Annotated in this window: 20 protein-coding genes; 14 read left to right on the top strand and 6 right to left on the bottom strand. The window is 66.1% G+C overall.

Going from position 1 to position 21,475, the window contains the following annotated elements; all coding sequences use genetic code 11:
* Positions 1-138: 138 nt before the first annotated feature.
* The gene (locus METLW4_RS24715; RefSeq protein ID WP_018266412.1) at positions 139-2,397 is read right to left on the bottom strand and encodes a PHA/PHB synthase family protein; all 2,259 of its coding nucleotides are present in this window, start codon (positions 2,395-2,397) and stop codon (positions 139-141) included.
* Positions 2,398-2,615: 218 nt separating this feature from the next.
* Between METLW4_RS24715 and METLW4_RS28300 the strand changes: the two genes are divergently transcribed.
* From METLW4_RS28300 to METLW4_RS0111735, 4 genes are all read left to right on the top strand, one after another.
* The gene (locus tag METLW4_RS28300) at positions 2,616-2,999 is read left to right on the top strand and encodes a hypothetical protein (protein ID WP_018266411.1); all 384 of its coding nucleotides are present in this window, start codon (positions 2,616-2,618) and stop codon (positions 2,997-2,999) included.
* Positions 3,000-3,150: 151 nt separating this feature from the next.
* Positions 3,151-4,368, top strand: coding sequence for an LL-diaminopimelate aminotransferase (locus tag METLW4_RS0111745; RefSeq protein ID WP_018266410.1), 1,218 nt, complete (start codon positions 3,151-3,153; stop codon positions 4,366-4,368).
* 21 nt (positions 4,369-4,389) lie between these two features.
* Positions 4,390-4,749: a c-type cytochrome gene (locus METLW4_RS0111740; protein WP_018266409.1), complete on the top strand. Its 360-nt coding sequence runs from the start codon at positions 4,390-4,392 to the stop codon at positions 4,747-4,749.
* Positions 4,750-5,002: 253 nt separating this feature from the next.
* Complete coding sequence (locus tag METLW4_RS0111735) at positions 5,003-6,895, top strand: methyl-accepting chemotaxis protein (protein WP_018266408.1); 1,893 nt, start codon at positions 5,003-5,005, stop codon at positions 6,893-6,895.
* 97 nt (positions 6,896-6,992) lie between these two features.
* Here the strand turns inward: METLW4_RS0111735 and METLW4_RS0111730 are convergent, their stop codons facing one another.
* Positions 6,993-7,583, bottom strand: coding sequence for an EF-hand domain-containing protein (locus tag METLW4_RS0111730; RefSeq protein ID WP_018266407.1), 591 nt, complete (start codon positions 7,581-7,583; stop codon positions 6,993-6,995).
* 157 nt (positions 7,584-7,740) lie between these two features.
* Between METLW4_RS0111730 and METLW4_RS0111725 the strand changes: the two genes are divergently transcribed.
* The 3 genes from METLW4_RS0111725 (at position 7,741) to scpA (ending at position 11,935) form a co-directional block, all read left to right on the top strand.
* Entirely contained in the window at positions 7,741-8,652 is a 912-nt protein-coding gene (locus METLW4_RS0111725) for a retropepsin-like aspartic protease (protein ID WP_018266406.1), read from the top strand.
* Between the two features lie 213 nt (positions 8,653-8,865).
* The gene (locus tag METLW4_RS0111715; protein WP_026191451.1) at positions 8,866-9,675 is read left to right on the top strand and encodes an SDR family oxidoreductase; all 810 of its coding nucleotides are present in this window, start codon (positions 8,866-8,868) and stop codon (positions 9,673-9,675) included.
* 94 nt (positions 9,676-9,769) lie between these two features.
* Positions 9,770-11,935 (top strand): methylmalonyl-CoA mutase, encoded by a 2,166-nt coding sequence (gene scpA / locus METLW4_RS0111710; protein ID WP_018266403.1) that lies wholly within the window; start codon positions 9,770-9,772, stop codon positions 11,933-11,935.
* 90 nt (positions 11,936-12,025) lie between these two features.
* On the opposite strand, the gene METLW4_RS24705 is transcribed toward scpA, so the two are convergent.
* Positions 12,026-13,525 (bottom strand): ATP-binding protein, encoded by a 1,500-nt coding sequence (locus METLW4_RS24705; RefSeq protein ID WP_018266402.1) that lies wholly within the window; start codon positions 13,523-13,525, stop codon positions 12,026-12,028.
* 369 nt (positions 13,526-13,894) lie between these two features.
* Between METLW4_RS24705 and METLW4_RS0111700 the strand changes: the two genes are divergently transcribed.
* From METLW4_RS0111700 to METLW4_RS0111675, 6 genes are all read left to right on the top strand, one after another.
* On the top strand, positions 13,895-15,076 hold the full coding sequence (locus METLW4_RS0111700) for a PA0069 family radical SAM protein (protein ID WP_083919314.1): 1,182 nt from the start codon (positions 13,895-13,897) through the stop codon (positions 15,074-15,076).
* Positions 15,077-15,156: 80 nt separating this feature from the next.
* Positions 15,157-15,789: a ribonuclease HII gene (locus METLW4_RS0111695; protein WP_018266400.1), complete on the top strand. Its 633-nt coding sequence runs from the start codon at positions 15,157-15,159 to the stop codon at positions 15,787-15,789.
* A gap of 155 nt (positions 15,790-15,944) precedes the next feature.
* Complete coding sequence (locus METLW4_RS0111690) at positions 15,945-17,117, top strand: site-specific DNA-methyltransferase (RefSeq protein ID WP_026191450.1); 1,173 nt, start codon at positions 15,945-15,947, stop codon at positions 17,115-17,117.
* A gap of 47 nt (positions 17,118-17,164) precedes the next feature.
* Positions 17,165-17,500 carry a cupin domain-containing protein gene (locus METLW4_RS0111685; RefSeq protein WP_018266398.1) on the top strand — a complete coding sequence of 112 codons (336 nt, stop codon included), beginning with the start codon at positions 17,165-17,167 and terminating at the stop codon, positions 17,498-17,500.
* Between the two features lie 169 nt (positions 17,501-17,669).
* Positions 17,670-18,539, top strand: coding sequence for a xanthine dehydrogenase (locus METLW4_RS0111680; RefSeq protein ID WP_051079632.1), 870 nt, complete (start codon positions 17,670-17,672; stop codon positions 18,537-18,539).
* 87 nt (positions 18,540-18,626) lie between these two features.
* Positions 18,627-19,043, top strand: a complete 417-nt coding sequence (locus METLW4_RS0111675) for a winged helix-turn-helix domain-containing protein (protein WP_018266396.1) — start codon at positions 18,627-18,629, stop codon at positions 19,041-19,043.
* Here the strand turns inward: METLW4_RS0111675 and METLW4_RS0111670 are convergent.
* Both METLW4_RS0111670 and METLW4_RS28295 read right to left on the bottom strand, forming a co-directional pair.
* Positions 18,958-19,446: a TOBE domain-containing protein gene (locus tag METLW4_RS0111670; RefSeq protein WP_018266395.1), complete on the bottom strand. Its 489-nt coding sequence runs from the start codon at positions 19,444-19,446 to the stop codon at positions 18,958-18,960. The genes METLW4_RS0111675 and METLW4_RS0111670 overlap by 86 nt on opposite strands.
* A gap of 136 nt (positions 19,447-19,582) precedes the next feature.
* A complete protein-coding gene (locus METLW4_RS28295; RefSeq protein WP_198290186.1) occupies positions 19,583-19,903 on the bottom strand; it encodes a hypothetical protein in 321 nt (106 codons plus the stop codon).
* A 278-nt stretch (positions 19,904-20,181) separates the two neighbouring features.
* Here METLW4_RS28295 and METLW4_RS0111660 point away from each other — a divergent pair, with 278 nt between their 5' ends.
* A complete protein-coding gene (locus METLW4_RS0111660) occupies positions 20,182-21,024 on the top strand; it encodes a hypothetical protein (RefSeq protein ID WP_018266393.1) in 843 nt (280 codons plus the stop codon).
* A 17-nt stretch (positions 21,025-21,041) separates the two neighbouring features.
* Here the strand turns inward: METLW4_RS0111660 and METLW4_RS0111655 are convergent, their stop codons facing one another.
* The gene (locus METLW4_RS0111655; RefSeq protein ID WP_018266392.1) at positions 21,042-21,458 is read right to left on the bottom strand and encodes a group III truncated hemoglobin; all 417 of its coding nucleotides are present in this window, start codon (positions 21,456-21,458) and stop codon (positions 21,042-21,044) included.
* Positions 21,459-21,475: the final 17 nt, after the last annotated feature.

The following is a 21,475-nucleotide window of genomic DNA, read 5'->3' as shown; positions in this document are numbered from 1 at the left end:
GAACTTCGACCGAAAGGATTTGGCGGAAGCCTAAGTCGTGTATCTGAATTCGGGCAAGGGCGACCCCGCCCGGCCGCGGGGGGAAGAGTCGTCAAAGCCGGGCAGGTCGAAACCCGATGGGAGAGCAGGGCGACTCCCTCACCCCCGCACCCGCACATACTCCCCCGGCGCGTCGCAGAGCGGCTTCAGCTTCCCGTCGCCGGGGATGCGCGCCGGCACGCGCTGCGGCGCTTGCGCGGTGATCCAGGCCAGCCAGTCGCCCCACCAGGAGCCCTTGTTCTCATGGGCGGTCTTCGCCCAATCCTCATAGAGGCCCACGGGCGGGCCGCCGGTCCAATATTGATATTTGTTCTTGGCCGGCGGATTGACCACGCCCGCTATATGGCCGGCGCCGGCGAGCACATAGCGCACCTCGCCGCCGAAATATTTCGCGCCGGTGAAGACGGAGCGCGCCGGCGCGATGTGGTCTTCCTTGGCGGCGAGCTCATAGATCGGAATCTTCACCTTGCGCAGATTGAGCGTGACGCCGTCTATGACCATGCGGCCCTGCGACAGCGCATTCTCTATGTAGCAATAGCGCAGATAGAAGAGATGGTTCGCGCGCGGGATGCGCGTGCAATCGGAGTTCCAGGTGAGGAGATCGAAAGCCGCCGGCTCGACGCCCTTCATGTAATTGTTGACGAAATAGGTCCAGAACAATTCATTCGGACGCAGAAGATTGAAGGTCGTCGCCATTTTGACGCCTTCGAGATAGCCGGTGCGCGACATGGCCTCGTCGAGCGCGGCGAGGCGCGCCTCGTCGATGAAGACCTGCATGTCGCCGGCGTCGGTGAAATCCACCTGCGTCGCCAAAAAGGTCACGCTGTCGATGCGATCGTCGCCCTTTTCGGCCATATAGGCGAGCGTGGCGGCGAGCATTGTGCCGCCGACGCAATAGCCGGCCGCCGCCACATGTTTCGCGCCCGTCGCCTGCTGCACCGCGTCCAGCGCGGCGAGCACGCCTTCCTTCATATAGGCGTCGAAGCCCTTCTCCGCCTGGCTCTCGTCGGGATTGACCCAGGAGATGACGAAGACGGTGAGGCCCTGCGCCGTCGCCCAACGCACGAAGCTCTTCTCGCGATTGAGATCGAGCACATAGAATTTGTTGATCCAGGGCGGCACGATCAGCAGCGGGCGCTCATAGACTGTCTCTGTCGACGGCGCGTATTGGATGAGCTCCATCACCGGCGTGCGATAGACGACCTTGCCGGGTGTCGTCGCCATATCGACGCCGAGCTCGAACTTGCTCTCGTCGCTCTGACGCAGCTTCAGCATGCCGTGGCCGGCGGAGAGATCCTCGGTCAGCATCTTCATGCCGCGCACGAGATTCTCGCCGCGCGCGTCGAGAGTGGCGCGCAGTAGCTCGGGATTTGTCGCGACGAAATTGGAGGGCGACAGCGCGCTGGCGACGAGCCGCGTATAGAAGGCCGCCTTGGCCTTCACCTGCGGGTCGAGCCCTTCTGTGCGCTCCACTGCGTCGCCGGCCCAGCGCGTCGTCAGCGCATAGGATTGGCGCAGCCAGTCGAAGAAGGGATTGTCGTTCCACTCCGGCGCCGCGAAGCGCTTGTCATTGGGGTCCGGCGGCACGATCGGCGGCGTGTCCTCGCCGGAGAAGCGGCGCAGCGTCTGGCTCCAAATATCGGTGAGGCCGGCGACGAGCGTCGCCTGGGCGGCGTAGGCCTGATCCGGCTTGGCCATCCAGCGCTCGGCGACGACGCCCAGCGTCTTGACGGCGTCGGCGACATTGCTGGCCAGCTCGCTGCGCGTGTCGCCGGGCTCCATTCCGCCTATGGCGGCGGCGAGCGCCTTGCGGCCCTGATCGACGAGCCGCGCCAGATTCTCCGCGAAAATCTCGAAATCATGAGCGTTGGGCGCGGCCGTGGTCAGAGCCGGCGGCTTTTGCCGCGCGGCGGCCGGCGCGGGCTGGGGCTCCGGCTCCGGCGCCCGGCGCGCCAGCCGGTCGACGAGCAGGCGACGCTGCTCCTCGGACAATTCCTCCACCGCGCCGGCCAGCAGCGCGGCCGCGGCCTCGAGCGCGGCGTGACGATCGGCCTCTGCATCCTTTGCGACAGCGGGGCGGGGCGCCGGCGCGGCTACGGCCGGGGCGGGCTTCTTCGGTTTTGCTTTCGCCGCCGGTTTCGCCGGAGCCGCCGCCACCGGCTTTTTCACCGCGCCACCGCCTTTGGGCGCGCGGCCCTCCAGCGTGAGCGTCGACGTTCGCTCGCCTGCCGCGGCGCGCCCCTTCGGCGCCGCTGGCGCGGCTCGGGGCTCGACCCGGGGCTCGGCCTCGGGCTCGGCCGCGGCGTGAAGCGGCGGCCGCCGTTTGGCTCCGGCTGGCGAACGTCTTTGTGCGGTCATGGGCTGTCCTGTCCTCGGCGGCTTCGCGCCGCCGGCCTCGTCTCTTCCTTAGAGCATATCCCGCAAAGGTTCGGAAACCGTCTCTCGCGGAGAAAAGCGCTTCCTCCAATACTTAAGCGCGGCGATGCGTCGCGGAAGGGCGGGAGCCCCTAATTCGGCGCCCCCTTATCAAAGCCGCATTGTCGCACTATGACGGAGGCCAGCCTCTGGAGAAGCCGATGATTTGCCGCCTCGCGATCTGCCTCGCCCTGTTCGCCGTCGCCGCGGGCGGCGCGCGCGCGCAGGAAGCGGGGTCCGAGACCGCGGGCGAGTCGGTCGGCAAATTCTTCGAGGGAATGGAGATGCGGCGTCCGCCGCCGGCCCCGGCCGATTTCGTCGAGCGCTCGCGCAATGGGGCGACCGGCTACACGCCCTTCGCCGCGCCGACTCCGGCGGCCGACGTCAAGAAAGACGTCAAGAAGAGCGCCGCCCGCGCCGCCGAGCTCGAGAAAGAGCTCATCGCCGCCGCGGCCGCCAATCGCGCCCGCGGCGCCCGCGTCAAAATTCCCGACGCGCCGAAAGAGCGGCGCGCCGAGACGAAACAGCGCCAGAGTGCGCAATAGCGCGCTAGATTCTTTCGTCGGACGCGAATTCTGGTCGTTTCGAACATTCGTTCGAGCGGACAGCGCTCTAGCTCTTTCGAAAGGGTTTCGCGCCACACTCGTCCGCCGCGCCTCGAAATGGGGTCGGCGGAGCTTTCAACGGAAATAGGCGATGTCGGACTTCTATCGCATCAAGCGGCTTCCCCCTTATGTTTTCGAGCAGGTCAATCGGCTCAAGGCCAAGGCGCGCGCCGGCGGCGCCGATATCATCGATCTCGGCATGGGCAATCCCGATCTGCCCGCGCCGCGCCATGTGATCGAGAAGCTGGTCGAGACGGCCGGCCGTCCGCGCACTGATCGCTATTCGGCCTCCAAGGGCATCGCCGGTCTGCGCCGCGCCCAGGCCGGCTATTACGAGCGCCGCTTCGGCGTGAAGCTCGATCCCGAGACGCAGGTGGTGGCGACGCTCGGCTCCAAGGAAGGCTTCGCCAATATGGCGCAGGCGATCACCGCGCCCGGCGACGTGATCCTTGCGCCCAATCCGTCCTATCCCATTCACGCCTTCGGCTTTCTGATGGCCGGCGGCGTCATCCGCTCCGTGCCGGCCGATCCGACGCCGCAGCTCTTCCATGCGCTGGAAAAGGCGGTCGCCCATTCCATTCCCAAGCCCATCGCCATCGTCGTCTGCTATCCGGCCAATCCGACGGCCACGGTCGCCTCGCTGGATTTCTACAAGGATCTCGTCGCCTTCGCGAAGCGGCACGACATATTCGTGCTCTCCGACATCGCCTATGCGGAGGTCTATTTCGACGATAATCCGCCGCCGTCGATCCTGCAGGTCAATGGCGCGATCGACATAGCCGTCGAATTCTCGTCTCTGTCGAAGACCTTCTCCATGGCCGGCTGGCGCATCGGCTTCGCCGTCGGCAATGAGCGCCTCTGCGCCGCGCTGGCGCGGGTGAAGAGCTATCTCGACTATGGCGCCTTCACGCCGGTGCAGGTGGCGGCGACCGCGGCGCTCAACGGCCCGGACGATTGCATCAAGGAGATGCGCGCCATCTATAAGAAGCGCCGCGACGTGATGGTGGAGAGCTTCGCGCAGGCTGGCTGGCCGATCCCGGCGCCTTCCGCGTCGATGTTCGTCTGGGCGCCGATCCCGGAACGCTTTTCCGGCATGACCAGCCTCGAATTTTCCAAGCTCCTCATCGAGAAGGCGGATGTCGCCGTCGCGCCGGGCGTCGGCTTCGGCGAGCATGGCGAAGGCTATCTGCGTCTCGCTCTGGTCGAGAATGAGCAGCGCATTCGCCAGGCGGCGCGCAATCTGCGCCGCTTCTTCGAGGGCGCGGAGACGACGCTGCACAATGTCGTGCCGCTGCAGGCGCGCGGCTGACGCAGTGAAGGGGAGGGCGGCATGGTTCGCATTTTCGTGGCGATGGCCGCCATTCTCGCCGCCGGCGCGGCTCTCGCGCGGGACGAGCCGCAAGACAAGCAGCAAGACAAGCCGCAGCACACGCAGATCGAGCGCGGCCGCGCCATCGCCAAGGCCAATTGCAGCCGCTGTCATGCGACCGGGACGCGAGGCAAGAGCCCCAATCCGGCCTCACCGCCCTTCCGCACGCTGACCAAGAAATATCCGCTCGAAAATCTCGAGGAGGCGCTGGCCGAAGGCATCGTCGTCGGCCATGGCGGGCTGGACATGCCGCGCTTCGAATTCTCGCCGGCGCAAATCGAGGCGCTGCTCGACTATATTGCGTCGATCCAGCGCAAGTGACGCGCGTGGCGCGAGGCGCATGCGCGCCGGCGCATTGCATGATTTCTTAATGCCTGCTGCGTAATTTCGTCGCATGGAGGATCGAGCGCATGCGGCGGGCATGCGCCCGAAGGCATGACGCCGTTTCTTCATTCCGGCGCCGATCCGGCTGTGCTCGATCGCGGAAGATCTCCGCGAGCCGTCTCTCTCCCATCCGACATTCGCCGCCAGGACATTCATCGTCTCCGAGCGGCTCTTCTCCCGGAGGCACTTCATGCGCCTGTCGATTTCTCGCGCCGCGAGCCTGCTCGCCGCCGTCGCTTTTCTCGCTTTCCTCGCAACCGCCGGCGCCGGGCGCTATATTCTCGACGAGCTGCGCATCGGCGGACACGCCTATCAGACGATCGCCGCGGGCAAGGATCTCGTCGCGGACGCGCTGCCGCCTCCGTTCTCCCTTTTGGAAGCCTATCTCGATGTCGAGCTCGCCGCGACCTACAGGATCGACGCGCGCGAGGCGAAGGCGCGCCTCGCTTCCTTGCGCAAGCAATATGAGGAGCGCCGCGCCTTCTGGTCCAAGTCGAAGCTGCTGCCGGCCGAGCTGTTGACGCTCGCCAAAGGGCCGGCGACCGAGACGGCCGACGCCTTCTGGCGTGAGATCGACGCGTTTCTTCCGGCGCTCGAGCGCGGCGACGGCGCCGGCGTGGCCGCCTCGATGGATCGGCTCGACGCCGGCTTCAGCGCCTATCGCGCATTCGAGACGCGCCAAGTCGAAGCGGCGAACGCTTTCGCCGCTTCGACGGAGAAGGACGCCGCTCTGCTCGGCGATCGCTCCGACATTGCGAGCCTCGCTGCCACGATCGCTATTTTGTGCCTTCTCGCCGGCGCGGGCCTGATCGCCCATCGCCACGTCGTGAGGCCGATCGTCACGCTCGCCAATTACACGTCCAGGCTCGCGCGCGGCCAGACATTGGACAAGCCGCCCGTGATGAGCCGCAGCGACGAGATCGGCGAAATGCGGGATGCGATCGCCATATTCCGCGACAAGCTCGAGGAGGTGCGTCTCGCCGAGACGCGCGCCGCCGAGCAGAACGCCGCCGCCGCCGCCAAGCTGGAAGAAAAAGCCGCCGGCGCGAAATGGTATATCGAGAACCGCGACTTCTTCTTCGCCGAATACACCGCCGCCATGGAGCGCCTCGCCGAGGGCGATCTCGAGGTGCGGCTCGAGAAGGAGTTCATCAAGGATTACGAGAAGCTCCGCGCGCGCTTCAACGCCGCTGTGGAGCGCATGCAGCACACGCTGCGCGGCATTGTGACGACGAGCGGCGCGATCGGCTCCAGCACGCGCGAGATCGCCCGCGCGGCGGAAGATTTGTCGCAGCGCAACGAGCAGCAGGCGGCGACTCTGGCGCAGACGGCCGCGGCCGTCGGCCAGATCACCGACACGGTGCGCAAGGCGGCCGAGAGCGTCGTCCATGCGCGCGAGATCGTCGGCGACGCCAAATCGGACGCGATCAAGGGCGAGAAGATCGTCGGCGACGCCATAGAGGCGATGGGCGGCATAGAGAAATCATCCGAGCAGATCGGCCAGATCATCGGCGTCATCGACGAGATCGCCTTCCAGACCAATCTCCTCGCGCTCAACGCCGGCGTCGAGGCGGCGCGCGCGGGCGAGGCCGGCCGCGGCTTCGCCGTGGTGGCGACGGAAGTGCGCTCGCTCGCCCAGCGCTCGGCGGAGGCCGCCAAGGAGATCAAGGATCTCATCGCCGCCTCCAACACGCGCGTGCAGGATGGCGTCGCGCTGGTGGCCGAGACCGGCGCCTCGCTGCATCGCATCGTCGAGCAGGTCAATCGCATCGACGTCGTCGTCACCGGCATAGCGTCGAGCGCGGAGGCGCAATCGACCGGCCTGCGCGAGGTGAACACGGCGGTGCAGGAGATCGATCAGGTCACGCAGAAGAACGCCGCAATGTCCGAGGAGACCAATGCGGCGACGCGTTCGCTCGCCGAGGACAGCGCCGAGCTGGTGCAGCTCGTCGCGCGCTTCAAGATCGGCGAGGTCGAGACGCGCGCGCCCTCGCGGCCCATGCTGAAGCGCGTCGCGACCACGCGCTCCGGCTCCGCCGTGCGCAAGGAGGCGCCGCAGGAGGAGGAGTGGGCCGAGTTCTGAGGCCCGCTCCCGTCACGAAACCTTACGTCACACGCGGAACTACGCCCTCTCCCGCATAGCGGGGGAGGGTCCGGGAGGGGGCTTCGTCACCCCCGATTCAGCGCCCGAAGCCGCCGCCTCCGCCTCCGCTCCCGCCGCCGCCGAAGCCGCCCCCGCCATAGCCGCCGCCGAAACCGCCGCCGCTCCTGCCGGGGAAGCCGCCGCCCTCGTTCGGCGACGGCGATTGCGGCGCGGCGCTCGGCGTCTGCGCATGCGCCAGCTCCTCCTGGAAGACGCGGCAGCTCTTCTTGCGGTCATAGCGCGCGAAGAAAGGGCTCGGAAAGGCGAGGAATTCCGCGCGGGTGACGCGGCCTTTTCCGGCCATGTCGAAATAGTCGAAGGTCGCCGCGTGAAACACCGGGCTGAGGCGCGGAATGACCTCGAAATCCTGCGCGTCGATGAAGCCGCGCTTGCGCTTGTCGGCGAGGCGGAACATGCGCTCGAGATATTGCTTCCACTGCTCGCAAGTATAGACGCCTCCGGCGCCGCCCCATTCGCTCGACGTGGCGAGCACATCGTCCGGCCCGCCGCCTCCGCCCGCGCGTGGCGCGTCTGCTGGAACGCCGCGCGAGCGATGCTGCGCGAGCGCCGCGCTCGAAACCATGGCCAATAGTCCGACCGTCGCGAGCCGGATCGCCGCATGCCGCATGAGATGACCTCCAAGCCTGGCGCCGTCTCGCCCGCGGCGAGAGCTGGCGGTTCTGCAATAGCACGGCCTTTGTGCGGGCGGCGCGGTTTTCCGCGGCAGACGAAAGCGCCGCGCCGCGCTATAGACGCCTTCCCCGCAGGGACGGAGCCGCCGCGCCATGCCGAGAATCCTAAAGCTTTTTCTGCCGCTCATTCTCTTCTGCGACTTGCTCTTCTGCGCCTTGCCGGCGCGCGCGCAGGAGCGCGCCATGGAGCGCTCCATCGTTCCGCTGAATGTGGTCCATGGCGCCGATGACGGCGGCCGCGCCTATGTCACCATGCGCTTCGGCAATGTGATGGGGCCGATGCGGCTGGACACGGCCGCCTCCACCAGCCGCATCAGGCTCGCGCCCTGGAACGCCGGCTTTCCGGCGCTGGGCGCCAGCGTGTCCACCAGCGCCTCGGGCGTCGCTTCCCGCTGCGAGGATGTGGAGGCGGCTAATGTCGAGCTGAAGGCGGCGCAGGGCAATAATATCGGCCGGGCCAAATATCGCGTCACCCGCTGCGCGACCTCGGACGGCGACGATCTGCTCGGCCTCGATTTCTTCCAAGGCGCGCGCTTCTCGCTCGATCTTACGGGCGGCGAGATGGTCTTCTTTCCCGAGAGCGACGGCGCCGATTGGCGGCCCTTCCGCAGGCTGTGGCCGGATCAGAAGCTCGTCGGCCTCGAGGCGCGCCTCGGCAAGACGGAGGCGGTCGGGCTCTTCGACACGGGAGCCGAAATCTCCGCCGTCGATCGCCGCTTTCTGGAGCGGCACAAGGGGCTGTTCGTCCCGGTGAAGAAAAAGGCCAAGGTGAGCGAGGCCTCCGGCAAGAAGATCGACGCGAAGGTCTATAAGGTCAAGGAGATAGACATAGGCGCGGGACGCGTGCTGAAGGACGTCGTCTTCGTCTCCTATGATTTCGGCCCATTGCGCGAGGCGCTCGGCGGCGAGGCGGCGATCATCCTCGGCTTCGATGTGCTGAGCCGGTTTCGCTGGGAGCTGGATTTCGGGGCGGAGGGGCCGCGGTGGAGGGTTGTGGGGAGGTAGCTTCTTTCTTCGAGAGCGCTTTTCGTCGCTCGACTTTCCTATTTGGATGCTGCATCGGGATCGCAAAGCGTCGCGTCGGGCGGCGTAGATAGTTGCATTTTCACGAGAATTTTGCATTATTTCTGTAATGTGTCGCTCGTGAGAGCGTTTCTCGGCCGTGTCGTCGACGCATTTTTCAAATATTTCGACGGCGACTTCAAAAAGAGATAGTCGATGAGCGTTTCGAGTTCGGATCGAAAAACTGTGTTGATCATCGGCGCTTCCTCGGGCATCGGAAAATGCTGCGCGGAACGGCTGGCGGCTTCGGGCTGGCGCGTTTTCGGCGTATCGAGGTCTGCGCCGCCGGCGGAGGCTTATGAAACGCTGCGCATCGACATAGACGATGACGACTCCGTCCGCGACGGCGTGGCGCTCATTCTCGAGAAAAGCGGTCGCATCGACGCTGTCGTCAATAGCGGGGGCGTCAGCACGCGCGGATCGGTCGAGGATGTTCCTATGGCGGAAGCCCGGCAAATCATGGAGACGAACTTATTCGGCGTGCTGAGGGTGTGCCAGGCGACGCTGCCCGCCATTCGCGCCAGCAAGGGCGTCATCGTCAACATCAGCTCCTTCGGCGGATTGATCGGCACTCAGTTCGGAGGCCATTACGCCGCCTCCAAATTCGCTGTTCGCGGCTTGACGGAAAGCCTGCGTCGGGAACTGGCCCCCTCGGGCGTCCGGGTGGTCGATGTGTCGCCGGGCCTGTTCAAGACGCGGATGACGGAGAATGTCGTCATCTCGGAGGGGACGCTGCATGGCGCCTATGCCGGAGATTTCGCCAAGTTTCTGAAAGGCAAAGACAAGTTTATGAAGAACATGTCAACGCCGGAGCCCGTCGCCGTGCTGATCGAGGAGATTCTGTCCGGCGACCATCCGAAAGGCTATTATTTCGTGGGGCCGTTTTTCCAGCGCATCATGCTGGTTTTGAAGAAAATTCTGCCTCAGAGCGCGTTCGACGCGCTGATCGCCAGAGCGCTCGGGTGAGGGTTCGTCCCGCCGCGGTCCTCGCGCCCTGGCCGCCCTTTGCGCCGGCCGCGGCTTTTCGCTAATAGTCTGAAGGAGCCGTCAGAGGAAAGAAATGTCCCAAATTCCCGACTTCAGCAAAATCGCCTTCGCTCCCGTCGCCGCGACCCCGAAGGAGGCCGCCGAGCCGCGCCGCTGGCTGACGCCCGAGGGCATAGAAGTCAAGAATTCCTACGGGCCGCAGGACATAGACGGGCTCTCCTTCATCGACGGCTATCCCGGCGTCGCGCCTTACGTGCGCGGGCCTTATCCGACCATGTATGTCGCCCAGCCCTGGACCATCCGCCAATATGCGGGCTTCTCCACGGCGGAGGATTCCAACGCCTTCTATCGCCGCAATCTCGCGGCGGGGCAGAAGGGCCTCTCCATCGCCTTCGATCTCGCCACCCATCGCGGCTATGACAGCGATCATCCGCGCGTTTCCGGCGATGTCGGCATGGCGGGCGTCGCCATCGATTCCATCTATGACATGCGCACTTTGTTCGACGGCATTCCGCTCGAGCAGATGAGCGTGTCGATGACGATGAACGGCGCCGTTCTTCCGGTGCTCGCTCTGTTCATCGTGGCGGGCGAGGAGCAGGGCGTGCCGCCGGCGCAGCTCACCGGCACGATTCAGAACGACATCCTCAAAGAATTCATGGTGCGCAACACCTATATCTACCCGCCGTTTCCGTCGATGCGCATCGTCTCGGACATATTCGCCTACACCAGCAAGAATATGCCGAAGTTCAACTCCATCTCCATCTCCGGCTATCACATGCAGGAGGCGGGCGCCTCGGCCGATCTGGAATTGGGCTACACGCTCGCCGATGGCGTCGAATATGTGCGCGCCGGCGTCGCCGCGGGGCTCGATATCGACGCTTTCGCGCCGCGGCTCTCCTTCTTCTTCGCCATCGGCATGAATTTCTTCATGGAGGTGGCGAAGCTGCGCGCCGCGCGCCTGTTGTGGGCGCGGCTGATGAAGGATCTCGGCGCCAAAACCGAGAAGAGCATGACTCTGCGCACCCATTGCCAGACGTCCGGCTGGTCGCTCACCGCGCAGGATGTGTACGTCAACGCCATCCGCACCAGCGTCGAGGCGATGGCGGCGACGCAAGGCCATACGCAATCGTTGCACACAAATGCGCTGGACGAGGCGCTGGCGCTGCCGACCGACTTCTCCGCGCGCATCGCTCGCAACACGCAAATTGTTTTGCAGGAGGAGAGCGGCACCACGCGCATCATCGATCCTTGGGGCGGCTCCTTCTATGTCGAGAAGCTGACCGCCGAGCTGGCCGAGGCGGCGTGGAAGCATATAGAGGAGATCGAGAGCCTCGGCGGCATGGCCAAGGCGATCGCCGCCGGCCTGCCCAAGCAGCGCATCGAGGAAGTCGCCGCCAAGACGCAGGCGCGCATCGACACGGGACAGCAGGTCGTCGTCGGCGTGAATAAGTTCCGCCCCGACAATGACGTCGCCCCGGATGTGCTGAAGGTCGACAATTCCGCCGTGCGCGCCGCGCAGATCGCCAAGCTCCAGCGCCTGCGCGCCGAGCGTGACGAAGCCAAGACGCAAGCCGCGCTCGATGCGCTGACGGAAGGCGCCAAGGGCGACGGCAATCTGCTGGCGCTGGCGATCGAGGCCGCGCGCGCCAAGGCCAGCGTCGGCGAAATCTCTTATGCGCTCGAGAAAGTCTTCGACCGCCATAAGCCCAAGGCCAATGTGATCTCCGGCGTCTATGCGCGCGAGGCGGGCGCCGATTGCGACAAGGTCGCGCGCGTGCGCGGCATGACGGCGGCCTTCGCCGAGAATGAAAAGCGCAAGCCGAAGATACTCGTCGCCAAGCTCGGCCAGGACGGCCATGATCGCGGCCAGAAGGTCATCGCCTCCGCCTTCACGGATTTGGGCTTCGAGGTGGTGATCGGCGATCTCTTCGCGACGCCGGAGGAAGTAGCGAAGCGCGCCGCGGAAGAGAAGGTCCATATCGTCGGCGTGAACACGATGACCGCCGGCCATCTCGCTCTGACGCCGGAATTGCGCGACGCGCTGAAGGCGGCCGGACGCGAGGAGGTGATGATGGTCGTCGGCGGCGTCATTCCCGAGCAGGATTTCCAGGCGCTCTATGACGCCGGCGCCGCCGCGATCTTCCCGCCCGGCACCAATATTCCCGAAGCCGCCGAGAAAGTGCTGCAAGAGCTGAACGTCCGCCTCGGCTATGCGCAGCGGGAGACCGTTCGGCAGTAGGCTCATGAAGCGAGCCTGAAGGCTCGCGGTCCAGGGAGCGCTTTGGACCGCGAGCCTTCAGGCTCGCATCATTTTACACTCTGAATCTTGTCAGCCCGAGGCCGCCTCTGCGGCCGGATCGCCGGGCTCCGTCTCCCAAGCGACGCCGGGAATGGCGACGATGCGCCAGCCGCGCTGGTCCAGACGGCAGACGATCGCCTGCCGCTCCTCCATATAGGCGAGCAGCCGCCGCGCCCGTCCCGGCGAGCGCGTGCCATAGGCGCTGGCGACATCGGCGTCGGACGGGCAGGGGCGATGGTCGAAGGCCGCGCGCGCCAGCGAGAGAAAAACGCCCTGCATATCCTCCGGCAGCGCGCCGGCCATTGCGAGAACCTCGGCCCAGGGCGAATCCTCGGACTCGGCTTCCGCCAGCTCTATGCCGGCATGGGCCACGGCGAGGCGACGGCGGAAGGCGGGCAGGCTCAAGGGCTCGCCGCCGATGCGGCGAATGCGGCAGCGCACCAGAAAATCCTGATAGAGCACGGCGATGGTGCGGAAATTGGCGTCGCTGTCGCTCAAAATCTCGCGCAGCGCCGAATCGATCGCGGCCTGACGCTGTTCGGGCGAAATGCTCGGCGGCGGCTCGGCGGCGGGCGGCGCCGGCGGCGCGCTGCGGGCGAGCCGCGCCAGCACATCGGCGGTCGGCGCGGGCGGCGGCGGCCGGCGCGGCGCCTCGAAGCGCGCTTCATTGGCGCCGGGCGTGAAAATGAGATGCGCGTCATCGGCGCCGGCCTCCGGCAGCGGCAGCAGCCGGGGGCTGACATTGCGCGCCGAAGTTTCCACCGGGCCGATGCGAACGGGCAGCGGACGGCGCGCCATGGCCGGGCCGAGCGCGACGAAATTGCCGCTCTGCAGATCGCGGAACATTTCCGCCTGCCGCCGCTCCATGCCGAGCAGATCGGCGGCGCGCGCCATGTCAATGTCGAGGAAGGTGCGTCCCATGAGGAAATTGGACGCTTCCGCCGCGACATTCTTGGCGAGCTTGGCGAGCCGCTGCGTGGCGATGACGCCGGCGAGACCGCGCTTGCGGCCGCGGCACATCAGATTGGTCATGGCGCCGAGCGAGGCCTTGCGCGCCTCGTCCGACACTTCGCCCGCGACGGCGGGCGCGAAGAGCTGCGCCTCGTCGACCACGACGAGCAGCGGATACCATTGGTCGCGCTCGGCGTCGAAGAGCCCGCCGAGAAAAGCGGCGGCGGCGTGCATCTGCTGTTCGGCGTCCAGCCCCTCGAGATCGAGCACCACGGAGACGCGGTGCTGGCGGGCGCGCGCGGCGATGCGGGTGAGATCGGCGATGCCGCAGCGGGCGTCCACCACCACATGGCCATAACGCTCGGCCAGCGTGACGAAATCGCCTTCGGGATCGATGATTGCCTGCTGCACCCAGGGCGCGCTCTGCTCCAGCAGGCGGCGTAGCAGATGCGATTTGCCGGAGCCGGAATTGCCCTGCACCAGAAGGCGGGTCGCCAGCAGCTCCTCGAGATCGAGCGTCGCGACGCCGCCATCGGCGCGGGTCCCGAGATCGATGGAAACCTTGGCGGGCGCCGTCATCTCGGCGCCGCTCCGGCCGTGAAGGAGGGAAGGATCATGGCGCGGACTTAAACATCGATTCGCGCCGCGCGTTCAACCGCGCCGCTGCGCCTGTGGACAAGAGCGCGCCCGGCGCGGTTTCTCTCCGCCTCGCGCTTTGTGATCGGCCGCGTCGCCGCTTGACATGGCCCATAGTGTTCCGTATACGTTCTCTTGTTCGTCAAATGTTCCTTGCGTGCGTAAACAAGTCCCCTAGAGTTGTAAGTAGCTGCGTCGCATCGAGGCTCGCGGTCGCGAGGCGCCCCAGTGTCGCGCATGGGCGTCTCGCGCCGCGAGCCGAAGCGAGACCGGCGAGACGCCGGCTGCGGGGCCGGCAAGGAGATCATCGCCATGGCGAGCTCGGCGAAACGTCTGATCGAGAAATCGGAGAAGAGCGACTGGCGCCGGGCGGCGCAGCTGAGTCGCGAGGCGATCGGCGCGGTCGTGAATTTTTCCAGCGAGGAGCGTCCGATCGTCGATCCAGCGCGGCGGCGCGGACGCGGCGCGCTCTCCAATGAGAGCGGGCGTTTCGAGCGTGAGCGGCGCGTCGAGACCGACGACGGATGGAATGGGCTGGAGGAGCTCGGCGAGTTCCACACCAATGTCCATGCCGAGCGGGCGAAGACGATCATCACGCGCAACGACTCGCCGGATATTTCCTTCGACCGCTCCATCAATCCCTATCGCGGCTGCGAGCATGGCTGCGTCTATTGCTATGCGCGTCCCAGCCACGCCTATATGGGCCTTTCGCCGGGCCTCGATTTCGAGACGGAGATTTTCGTCAAGGAAGGCGCGGCGCAATTGCTCGAGCGCGAATTGTCGGCGCGCAATTATTCGCCCAAGACCATCGCCATCGGCGCCAACACCGATCCCTATCAGCCGCTCGAGAAGCGCTATCGCGTCACGCGCGGCCTGCTCGAGGTGGCGAGCCGCGCCGATCATCCGATCGGCATTGTGACGAAATCCTCTCTGGTCGTTCGCGACATCGACATTCTCGCGCCCATGGCGCGCAAGGGGCTGGTCAAGGTCGCGATCTCGATGACGACGCTCGATCCAGCCTTGGCGCGGGCGATGGAGCCGCGCGCCGCCTCGCCGGAGCGGCGGCTCGCCACGATCGAGCGGCTGGCCGAGGCGGGAATTCCGGTCGCGGTTCTGGTCGCGCCGATCATTCCGGCGATCAATGACGCCGAGATCGAGACCCTATTGACGCGCGCCCATGCCGCCGGCGCGCGCGAGGCCGGCTATGTGATGCTGCGGCTGCCGCTCGAGCTGCGCGAATTGTTCAGCGAATGGCTCGTCACCCATTTTCCGGCCAAGGCGCGGCATGTGCTTTCGCTGGTGCGCTCGGCGCGCGACGGCAAGCTCTACGACCCTTCCTTCGACAAGCGCATGAGCGGCGACGGCCCCTACGCCTGGATGATCGGCCGTCGTTTCGAGCTGGCGGCGCAGCGTCTCGGCTTCTCCCGCACGCGGCTGCGCGCCGATCTGTTCCGGCCGCCGCGCAGCGACGCCGAGCAGCTGAGCCTCTTTTAAAAAAAGCGCGCCGGGGCCGATTGCTCCGGCTCCGCCGCTGTGTTTGTTTCAGCCGCCCTTTTTCGACGAGCCGAGCGAGCATGCCTCCCCATTTTCTCACCGAGACGCGCGTCCTGCGCGGCGGCGCTCGACCCATCGCCGGCGTCGACGAGGTCGGGCGCGGGCCGCTCGCCGGCCCGGTCGCGGCCGCGGCCGTGATTCTCGATCCTGACCGGCTGCCGGACGGCGTCGACGATTCGAAGGCTCTGTCCGCCAAGGCGCGGGACGCCGCCTTCGAGCGAATCGCCTCCAGCGCGCTCGCCATCGGCGTCGCTTTCGCCAGCGTCGAGGAGATCGATCGGCTGAACATTCGCCGCGCCGCGCTGCTGGCCATGGCGCGCGCCGTCGCCGCGCTTCATATCGCGCCGGGCTTCGTGCTGGTCGACGGCCGCGACCTGCCCGAGCTCGCCTGTCCGGGCGAGGCGATCGTGAAAGGAGACGCGCTCTCTCTTTCTATCGCCGCCGCGTCGATTGTCGCCAAGGTCGCGCGCGACAGCCAGATGCGCCGGCTCGCCCGGCTCTATCCCCATTACGGATTCGAGACCAACGCCGGCTATGGCACGCGCGAGCATCTCGCCGCTCTCGAAACCCATGGGCCGACGCCCTTTCACCGCATGAGCTTCGCGCCGCTGCGGGAGCCGCGCGCGCCGCGCCGCGAGGTAGCCGCCCTCTGACCGCCTGTCATGAGCGTTCGTAAATATCTGGTGAAAATGGAATTTCTTAACGAAGGCGTGCGGAAAAGAGACAGCCGCGCACGGGCTTTCTAAACCCGGCTTTTACCGCGATCGGGCAATGTTCGCATCGTTGGTTGCGTAGCCGGTGATTGTTCATGAGTAGCGCGCGCGTCGGGGCGGCCCGCCCCAAGTCCCAGATAAAGGTCTCGCGTACTGGGACGTCGAATTACGGGTCGCCTCGCGCGATGTCGCGTAACGAGGTCGTCGTCGGCGACAGCGTCGAGGTCATGCTCGGCCTGCCGGAGGCGAGCGTCGATCTCGTTTTCGCCGACCCTCCCTACAATCTCCAGCTGGCCAATCGGCTCACCCGGCCGGACCAGAGCGTCGTCGACGCGGTCGACGATGATTGGGACAAATTCGCCGATTTCGCCGCTTATGACGCCTTCACCCGCGACTGGCTGGCGGCGGCGCGGCGGGCGATGAAGCCCAACGCCACTATTTTCGTCATCGGCTCCTATCACAATATATTCCGCGTCGGCGCGATCATGCAGGACCTCGGGTTCTGGATCCTGAACGACATCGTGTGGCGGAAGAACAATCCGATGCCGAATTTCCGCGGCCGTCGCTTCACCAATGCGCATGAGACGCTGATCTGGGCGGCGCGCGACGCTTCGGCGCGCAATTACACATTCCACTACGACGCCTTGAAGGCCGGCAATGAGGATTGCCAGATGCGCTCGGACTGGCTGCTGCCGATCTGCTCGGGCGGCGAGCGTCTCAAGGATTCGAGCGGCCGCAAGACGCATCCGACGCAAAAGCCCGAGGCTCTGCTCGCCCGCATCATGCTCGCCGCGACCAATCCCGGCGATCTCGTGCTCGATCCTTTCTTCGGATCCGGCACGACGGGCGCGGCGGCGCGTCTGCTCGGCCGCGACTATCTCGGCATAGAGCGCGAGCCGGTCTATGCCGCCGCGGCGCGTGCGCGCATAGCGGCGATCTCGCCGCTGCCGGCCGAGGCCGTGGCGCCGGCGCCCTCCAAGCGCAATGAGCCGCGGATCGCTTTCGCCAGCGTCGTCGAGGCCGGCCTCGTCGCCCCGGGCGCGACGCTCACCGACGCCAAAGGACGCCACAAGGCGGTGGTGCGGGCGGACGGCGCTTTGTCGATCGGCGCCATCGTCGGCTCCATTCACAAGACGGGCGCCTTGGTGCAGGGCCTTCCCGCCTGCAATGGCTGGACCTTCTGGCATTTCGAATCGGGCGAGGGCCTCGCGCCGATCGATGATTTGCGCGCGGTCGCCCGCGCGCGTCTGCGCGACGCCGCGGAATAGTCGCGAGAGCGACGACCCGCGGCGCGGCGCGAGCCGCGGGAAGACGCATGCGACTGCAAAATATTTTCGTCGATCTGCCGGAAAAAGCCGAGGAGGAGCAGTTTCTACCGCTGCTCGCCGCTCCGAACATGCGCGTCGAGCGCATCGTCTCCTTCGGCCAGGCGAGCCCGCCCGGATTTTGGCACGATCAGGACGAGGCGGAATGGGTGATCCTGCTCGCCGGCTCGGCGGGACTGCGCTTCGAGGGGCGTGACGAGGTGCTGACGCTCGCCCCCGGCGATTATCTCGAGATCGCCGCGCATCGCCGACACCGCGTCGAATGGACGGATGAGAGCTTGCCGACCGTCTGGCTCGCTGTCCATTTTCGCGCCGAGGGCGCCTGACGCTGCGACAAAAGGCTGAAAACCGTCACTGTTATATACGTGACAATATAGGTGCGCTTCCTGCCCGCCGTGTCGGAAAATTCGATAGAGCCCTGAAATCAAATCGGTAAATAAATGCCATAGCGCTGGCGCGCGGCTTGCTATCCCCTGGTGAGATCAGGAGTGAGCGATGCGCCCTCGACACGAATTCGAGACGCCGCGGCGGAAACGACCGCTGGCTGTCATATTGGGAACGAATGAGATCGCATCGGCGGTCGCCGTGCATATGAATCGGATCGGCTGGGCCTGCGTGCTGAGCCACGACGCCTTCCCGCCCGTCATCCGTCGTCAGATGGCCTTTCACGATTGCCTCTATGGCGAGCGCATCACGCTCGACGGGGTCGAGGCCGAGCGCGCCGATTCGACGATGGAGCTGGTGGAGATCCTCGACTACACGACCAAGGTCGCGGTGACGCCGCTGCAGTTTCACGATCTCGCGGCGGTTCGCACGGCCCATGCGCTGGTCGATGCGCGCATGCAGAAATATCGCGCGACGCCCGACCTGCGGCATCTCGCCAAAGTCGCGGTCGGCCTCGGGCCGAACTTCGCCGTCGGCCACAATTGCGACGTGGCGATCGAGACCAAGCCGTCGCAGGCCGGCCTCATCGTTCACGAGGGCGCGACCGAGCCGGCCGACCATGTGCCGAACCGCCTCGGCGATGTCGGCGAGGAGCGTTTCGTCTATTCGAGCAAGCCCGGCCTGTGGCATTCGGCGATCGATATCGGCGTCCGCGTGTTCAAGGATTTCGTCGTCGGCCATTTGGATGGCGAGCCGGTGACGGCGCCGCTGGATGGCGTGCTGCGCGGCGTCGTCCGCGACGGCCTCCAGATTCCGGCCGGGTGCAAGCTGCTGGAGATCGATCCGCGCGGCCGCTCCGCGAAATGGACGGGCATAGACGAGCGATCCGGTCTGGTCGCGAGCGCCGTGGGCCGCGCGATCCGCATCGAGCTCGCCAAGCGCGATGCGACGCCGGTCGAGGGGCCCTTCGTCGCCCACTGACAATCCTGTTGCCAATGTGACAGGATCGTCGTCTTTCAGCTATATTTTGTTCGATACAGATCGCGGCGTCGCAGGAGGCGCGGAACGATGCGAACAGAAGTGGATGCGCCGCAGGTCGGCGTTATTTTGAAGCTGCCCAATGGCGGAGTTCTCGCTCCGGCCGATCTCGAGCTGATCGACGCGCTGCGCAAGGAACGCTCGATCATCGGCGCGAGTCGGGCGCTCGGCCTATCCTATCGCAAGTGCTGGCTGTCGGTGGATGCGCTCAATCGGACCTTCGAAAGTCCGGTGGTGGCGACCTTTCCCGGCCGGCGCGAGGGCGGGGCGGAGATCACGCCTTTCGGCGAAAGGCTGGTGGGCGTCTACCGCTCGATCGAGCGTCACGCGGCCAATTCGGCCAAGCGAACGCTGGACGAGATCATCGGCGCGCTCGACTGGTCCTATCAGAAGTCGGCCACTGACGCGGAAGCGGAGCCTCGTCGGGATCGAGCGTCCGGCCGCTGACGGCGACCGTCTTGATCATCGCCCAGGCCGAGAGTCCCTCGACCAGAGCGAGCCGCTCGACCGATTCATGCGTGATCAGCGCGTCCACATGGGCTCCGCCGAGCGAAAGCCGCGCGCGGGTGAAGGGCGGCGGCAGAAAGTCCAGCTCGACGATGGCGCCGGGAAGGCGATTGAGTATGGAGACGTCCATCGGCCGCGAGAGGGCGATGGAGACGTCGCGCGCGTCGATCTCCACCTCTATCGCGGTTCCCACGACGGCGTCGACCAGAGGCACGCGCAATTCCCCGCCGGCGAAAAGCAGCGTGGAGAGGCCCAAATCCGGGTCGTGCCGCAGCACGCGCGCCGGGAAAATCGAGACGTAATGGTGGGTCTGCGCAAAGAGCGGCGATGTCTTGTCCAGCATGATCGCTGAACTAGCGAGAAATGCGCCAATCTCACATTTTAGTAAGAAAAGCGGCCGTTTTGGCGCTGGAAAGGCGTTTTTTCGCGCTTTTTCGCTCTAGGGGCGGACGCCGCTCGGCGGCGCCCGCTTCGAAGGATCAGTTCGGGTTGCGAGCGGCGATCGCCTCATATTCCGCGCGGGTCAGGCGGAAATAGCCGCGGCCGCCGGCGCGCGTCTCGAACTTGGAGCCAGCGCGCTTGCACAGCAGCGTGAACCAGGCCTGCTTGTCGAGATGAGCGGGAAGGCCGTTGATTTCCCAGACGGTCGTATCGGGGCGGAAGCGCACCATGATAATGACGGTGTCGCCGACCGCGGTCGCGACGCTGGCGTCCTTTTCCACCGGCTCGACAGCCGCGGGAATATTCGCGACAACATGGCCGGCTTCGGTCGTGGCGTCTGAAGAAACATTCGGTTGCACATCGTCCTCCATATTCGCCGGCTCGCGGCGTTCTCCGACTTGTCGGGCCATCGACGGGCCGGCCGAGCCGGCGTCTCCGCCCGAGACCTTTCTTCCTATGCGAGCCGTATACCAAACTATATTGCAAAAGTTCCAGACTGGCGGTCCGCCCCTGCGGCATTCGGGCGCAGCGCGCCCAGGCGGCGCGCGCCGGTCCGGCTGGCGCCGATTTCGCGACAAAGGCCAGATTCTTGCTAGGGTCCACAATCCCTCTTCACCTCAGCCGAAGTGAGCCCGTCATGTCAGAGAGACATTCCTGCGTTCTCGTTCTCGGCATCGGCGAAACCGCATCCGCCATAGCGCGCGAGCTGTTCCTCGCCGATCATATCGTCGCCGTCCACGAGGCCGCTCCGCCGCCCGATCTCCGCCGCAAGATGACGTTTTCGGACGCTTGGTTCGACGGCTCCTGCGTTCTGGAGGGCGTGGAGGCGCGCCGCGCCGATCTCGTCGCCGAATTCATGCTCGGCCTGCGCAGCCGCATGTTCGTGCCGGTGCTGACGCATCCGCTCAACGAAATTCTGGAGCGCTGGCCTTGGGAGGTCGTCGTCGATGCGGAGATGAATCCGCGCAAGGACCCGTTCTCCGTCAAAAATCTCGCCGGCCTCACCATTGGCGTCGCGCCTGGCTCGATCCCGGGCGAGAGCTGCGATCTCGCCATAGACGCCTATGGCAAGGATCCGGGCGCGATAAGGCGTCCTGGCGAAGGCCCCGGCCCGAGCTGCGAGGCGGATCCGCCGGAGGCGGAGCCCGTGCGCGCGCCCGTCGCTGGGCTCTTCAAGATGTACAAGGACATAGGCAATATCGTCGAGGCGGGAGAGGCGTTCGGCGAGATCGACGGCGCTCCCGTGCCGGCTCCCTATGGCGGCCGCATTCGCGGCATCATCAAGCAGGGCAGGGCGGTCGCCAAAGGCACGCCGCTCGCCGACATCGCCGCCTCGACCGGCGCTCAGGTGGCCGGCATGACCGCGCGCAACCGACTCATCGCGCGCGGCGTCTCCTTCGCGATCGAGATGCAGGCGGAAGGCTGGACGCCCTTTTCCTGGGACGCGTTTCTGGAGGGCGGCGGCGGCCTCTCGATCTGAGCGGCCGCCCTACCGCTTCAGTGCGGGGGCAGGCGCGAGGGCTTGCCATCCGCGCCAGTGAAGGGAAACAGCCCGCCTTGGAAGCATTGTGACATATGTGTCGCTTTGGCGATGGCCTCCTCGGCCTGAGCCGAGGGGAGATACTCGCGCGCCGATTGCGTGAACAGCTCCACCCAGCGGGCGAAATGCTCCGGCTCGACGGGCAGGTTGATGTGAACGGCGAAAGGATGGCCTTGGTAGCGATCGGTGCCGAGCAGCGACTTGGACCAGAAATTCGCGATGATATCGAGATGCTGGTCGAGCTCCGGGATCGCGCTGAAGATCGGCCCGAGCAGCGGATCGGCCAGGCCTTTGTCGTAGAAGGCGCGCACGCAGGTCGTGATCGCGGCCTCGAGCGTCGTCGGCTCGGCGGTCGCCTCGGTGGAAGCTGACATCGTCTCTCCTCCTATTC

Origin of the sequence: Methylosinus sp. LW4, assembly GCF_000379125.1 — a bacterium.
Lineage (GTDB): Bacteria > Pseudomonadota > Alphaproteobacteria > Rhizobiales > Beijerinckiaceae > Methylosinus.
Note: the sequence above shows the minus strand (reverse complement) of the source record. Positions and strands in the feature narration are given on the sequence as shown.

Coding starts and splice junctions, on each gene's coding strand:
- scpA (WP_018266403.1), top strand. CDS start 9,770: ATGTCCCAAATTCCCGACTTCAGCAAAATCGCCTTCGCTCCCGTCGCC.
- METLW4_RS0111660 (WP_018266393.1), top strand. CDS start 20,182: ATGTCAGAGAGACATTCCTGCGTTCTCGTTCTCGGCATCGGCGAAACC.
- METLW4_RS0111740 (WP_018266409.1), top strand. CDS start 4,390: ATGGTTCGCATTTTCGTGGCGATGGCCGCCATTCTCGCCGCCGGCGCG.
- METLW4_RS0111680 (WP_051079632.1), top strand. CDS start 17,670: ATGCGCCCTCGACACGAATTCGAGACGCCGCGGCGGAAACGACCGCTG.
- METLW4_RS0111675 (WP_018266396.1), top strand. CDS start 18,627: ATGCGAACAGAAGTGGATGCGCCGCAGGTCGGCGTTATTTTGAAGCTG.
- METLW4_RS0111715 (WP_026191451.1), top strand. CDS start 8,866: ATGAGCGTTTCGAGTTCGGATCGAAAAACTGTGTTGATCATCGGCGCT.
- METLW4_RS0111685 (WP_018266398.1), top strand. CDS start 17,165: ATGCGACTGCAAAATATTTTCGTCGATCTGCCGGAAAAAGCCGAGGAG.
- METLW4_RS0111670 (WP_018266395.1), bottom strand. CDS start 19,446: ATGCTGGACAAGACATCGCCGCTCTTTGCGCAGACCCACCATTACGTC.
- METLW4_RS24715 (WP_018266412.1), bottom strand. CDS start 2,397: ATGACCGCACAAAGACGTTCGCCAGCCGGAGCCAAACGGCGGCCGCCG.
- METLW4_RS0111735 (WP_018266408.1), top strand. CDS start 5,003: ATGCGCCTGTCGATTTCTCGCGCCGCGAGCCTGCTCGCCGCCGTCGCT.
- METLW4_RS0111700 (WP_083919314.1), top strand. CDS start 13,895: ATGGCGAGCTCGGCGAAACGTCTGATCGAGAAATCGGAGAAGAGCGAC.
- METLW4_RS0111725 (WP_018266406.1), top strand. CDS start 7,741: ATGCCGAGAATCCTAAAGCTTTTTCTGCCGCTCATTCTCTTCTGCGAC.
- METLW4_RS24705 (WP_018266402.1), bottom strand. CDS start 13,525: ATGACGGCGCCCGCCAAGGTTTCCATCGATCTCGGGACCCGCGCCGAT.
- METLW4_RS0111655 (WP_018266392.1), bottom strand. CDS start 21,458: ATGTCAGCTTCCACCGAGGCGACCGCCGAGCCGACGACGCTCGAGGCC.
- METLW4_RS0111730 (WP_018266407.1), bottom strand. CDS start 7,583: ATGCGGCATGCGGCGATCCGGCTCGCGACGGTCGGACTATTGGCCATG.
- METLW4_RS0111745 (WP_018266410.1), top strand. CDS start 3,151: ATGTCGGACTTCTATCGCATCAAGCGGCTTCCCCCTTATGTTTTCGAG.
- METLW4_RS28300 (WP_018266411.1), top strand. CDS start 2,616: ATGATTTGCCGCCTCGCGATCTGCCTCGCCCTGTTCGCCGTCGCCGCG.
- METLW4_RS0111690 (WP_026191450.1), top strand. CDS start 15,945: ATGAGTAGCGCGCGCGTCGGGGCGGCCCGCCCCAAGTCCCAGATAAAG.
- METLW4_RS0111695 (WP_018266400.1), top strand. CDS start 15,157: ATGCCTCCCCATTTTCTCACCGAGACGCGCGTCCTGCGCGGCGGCGCT.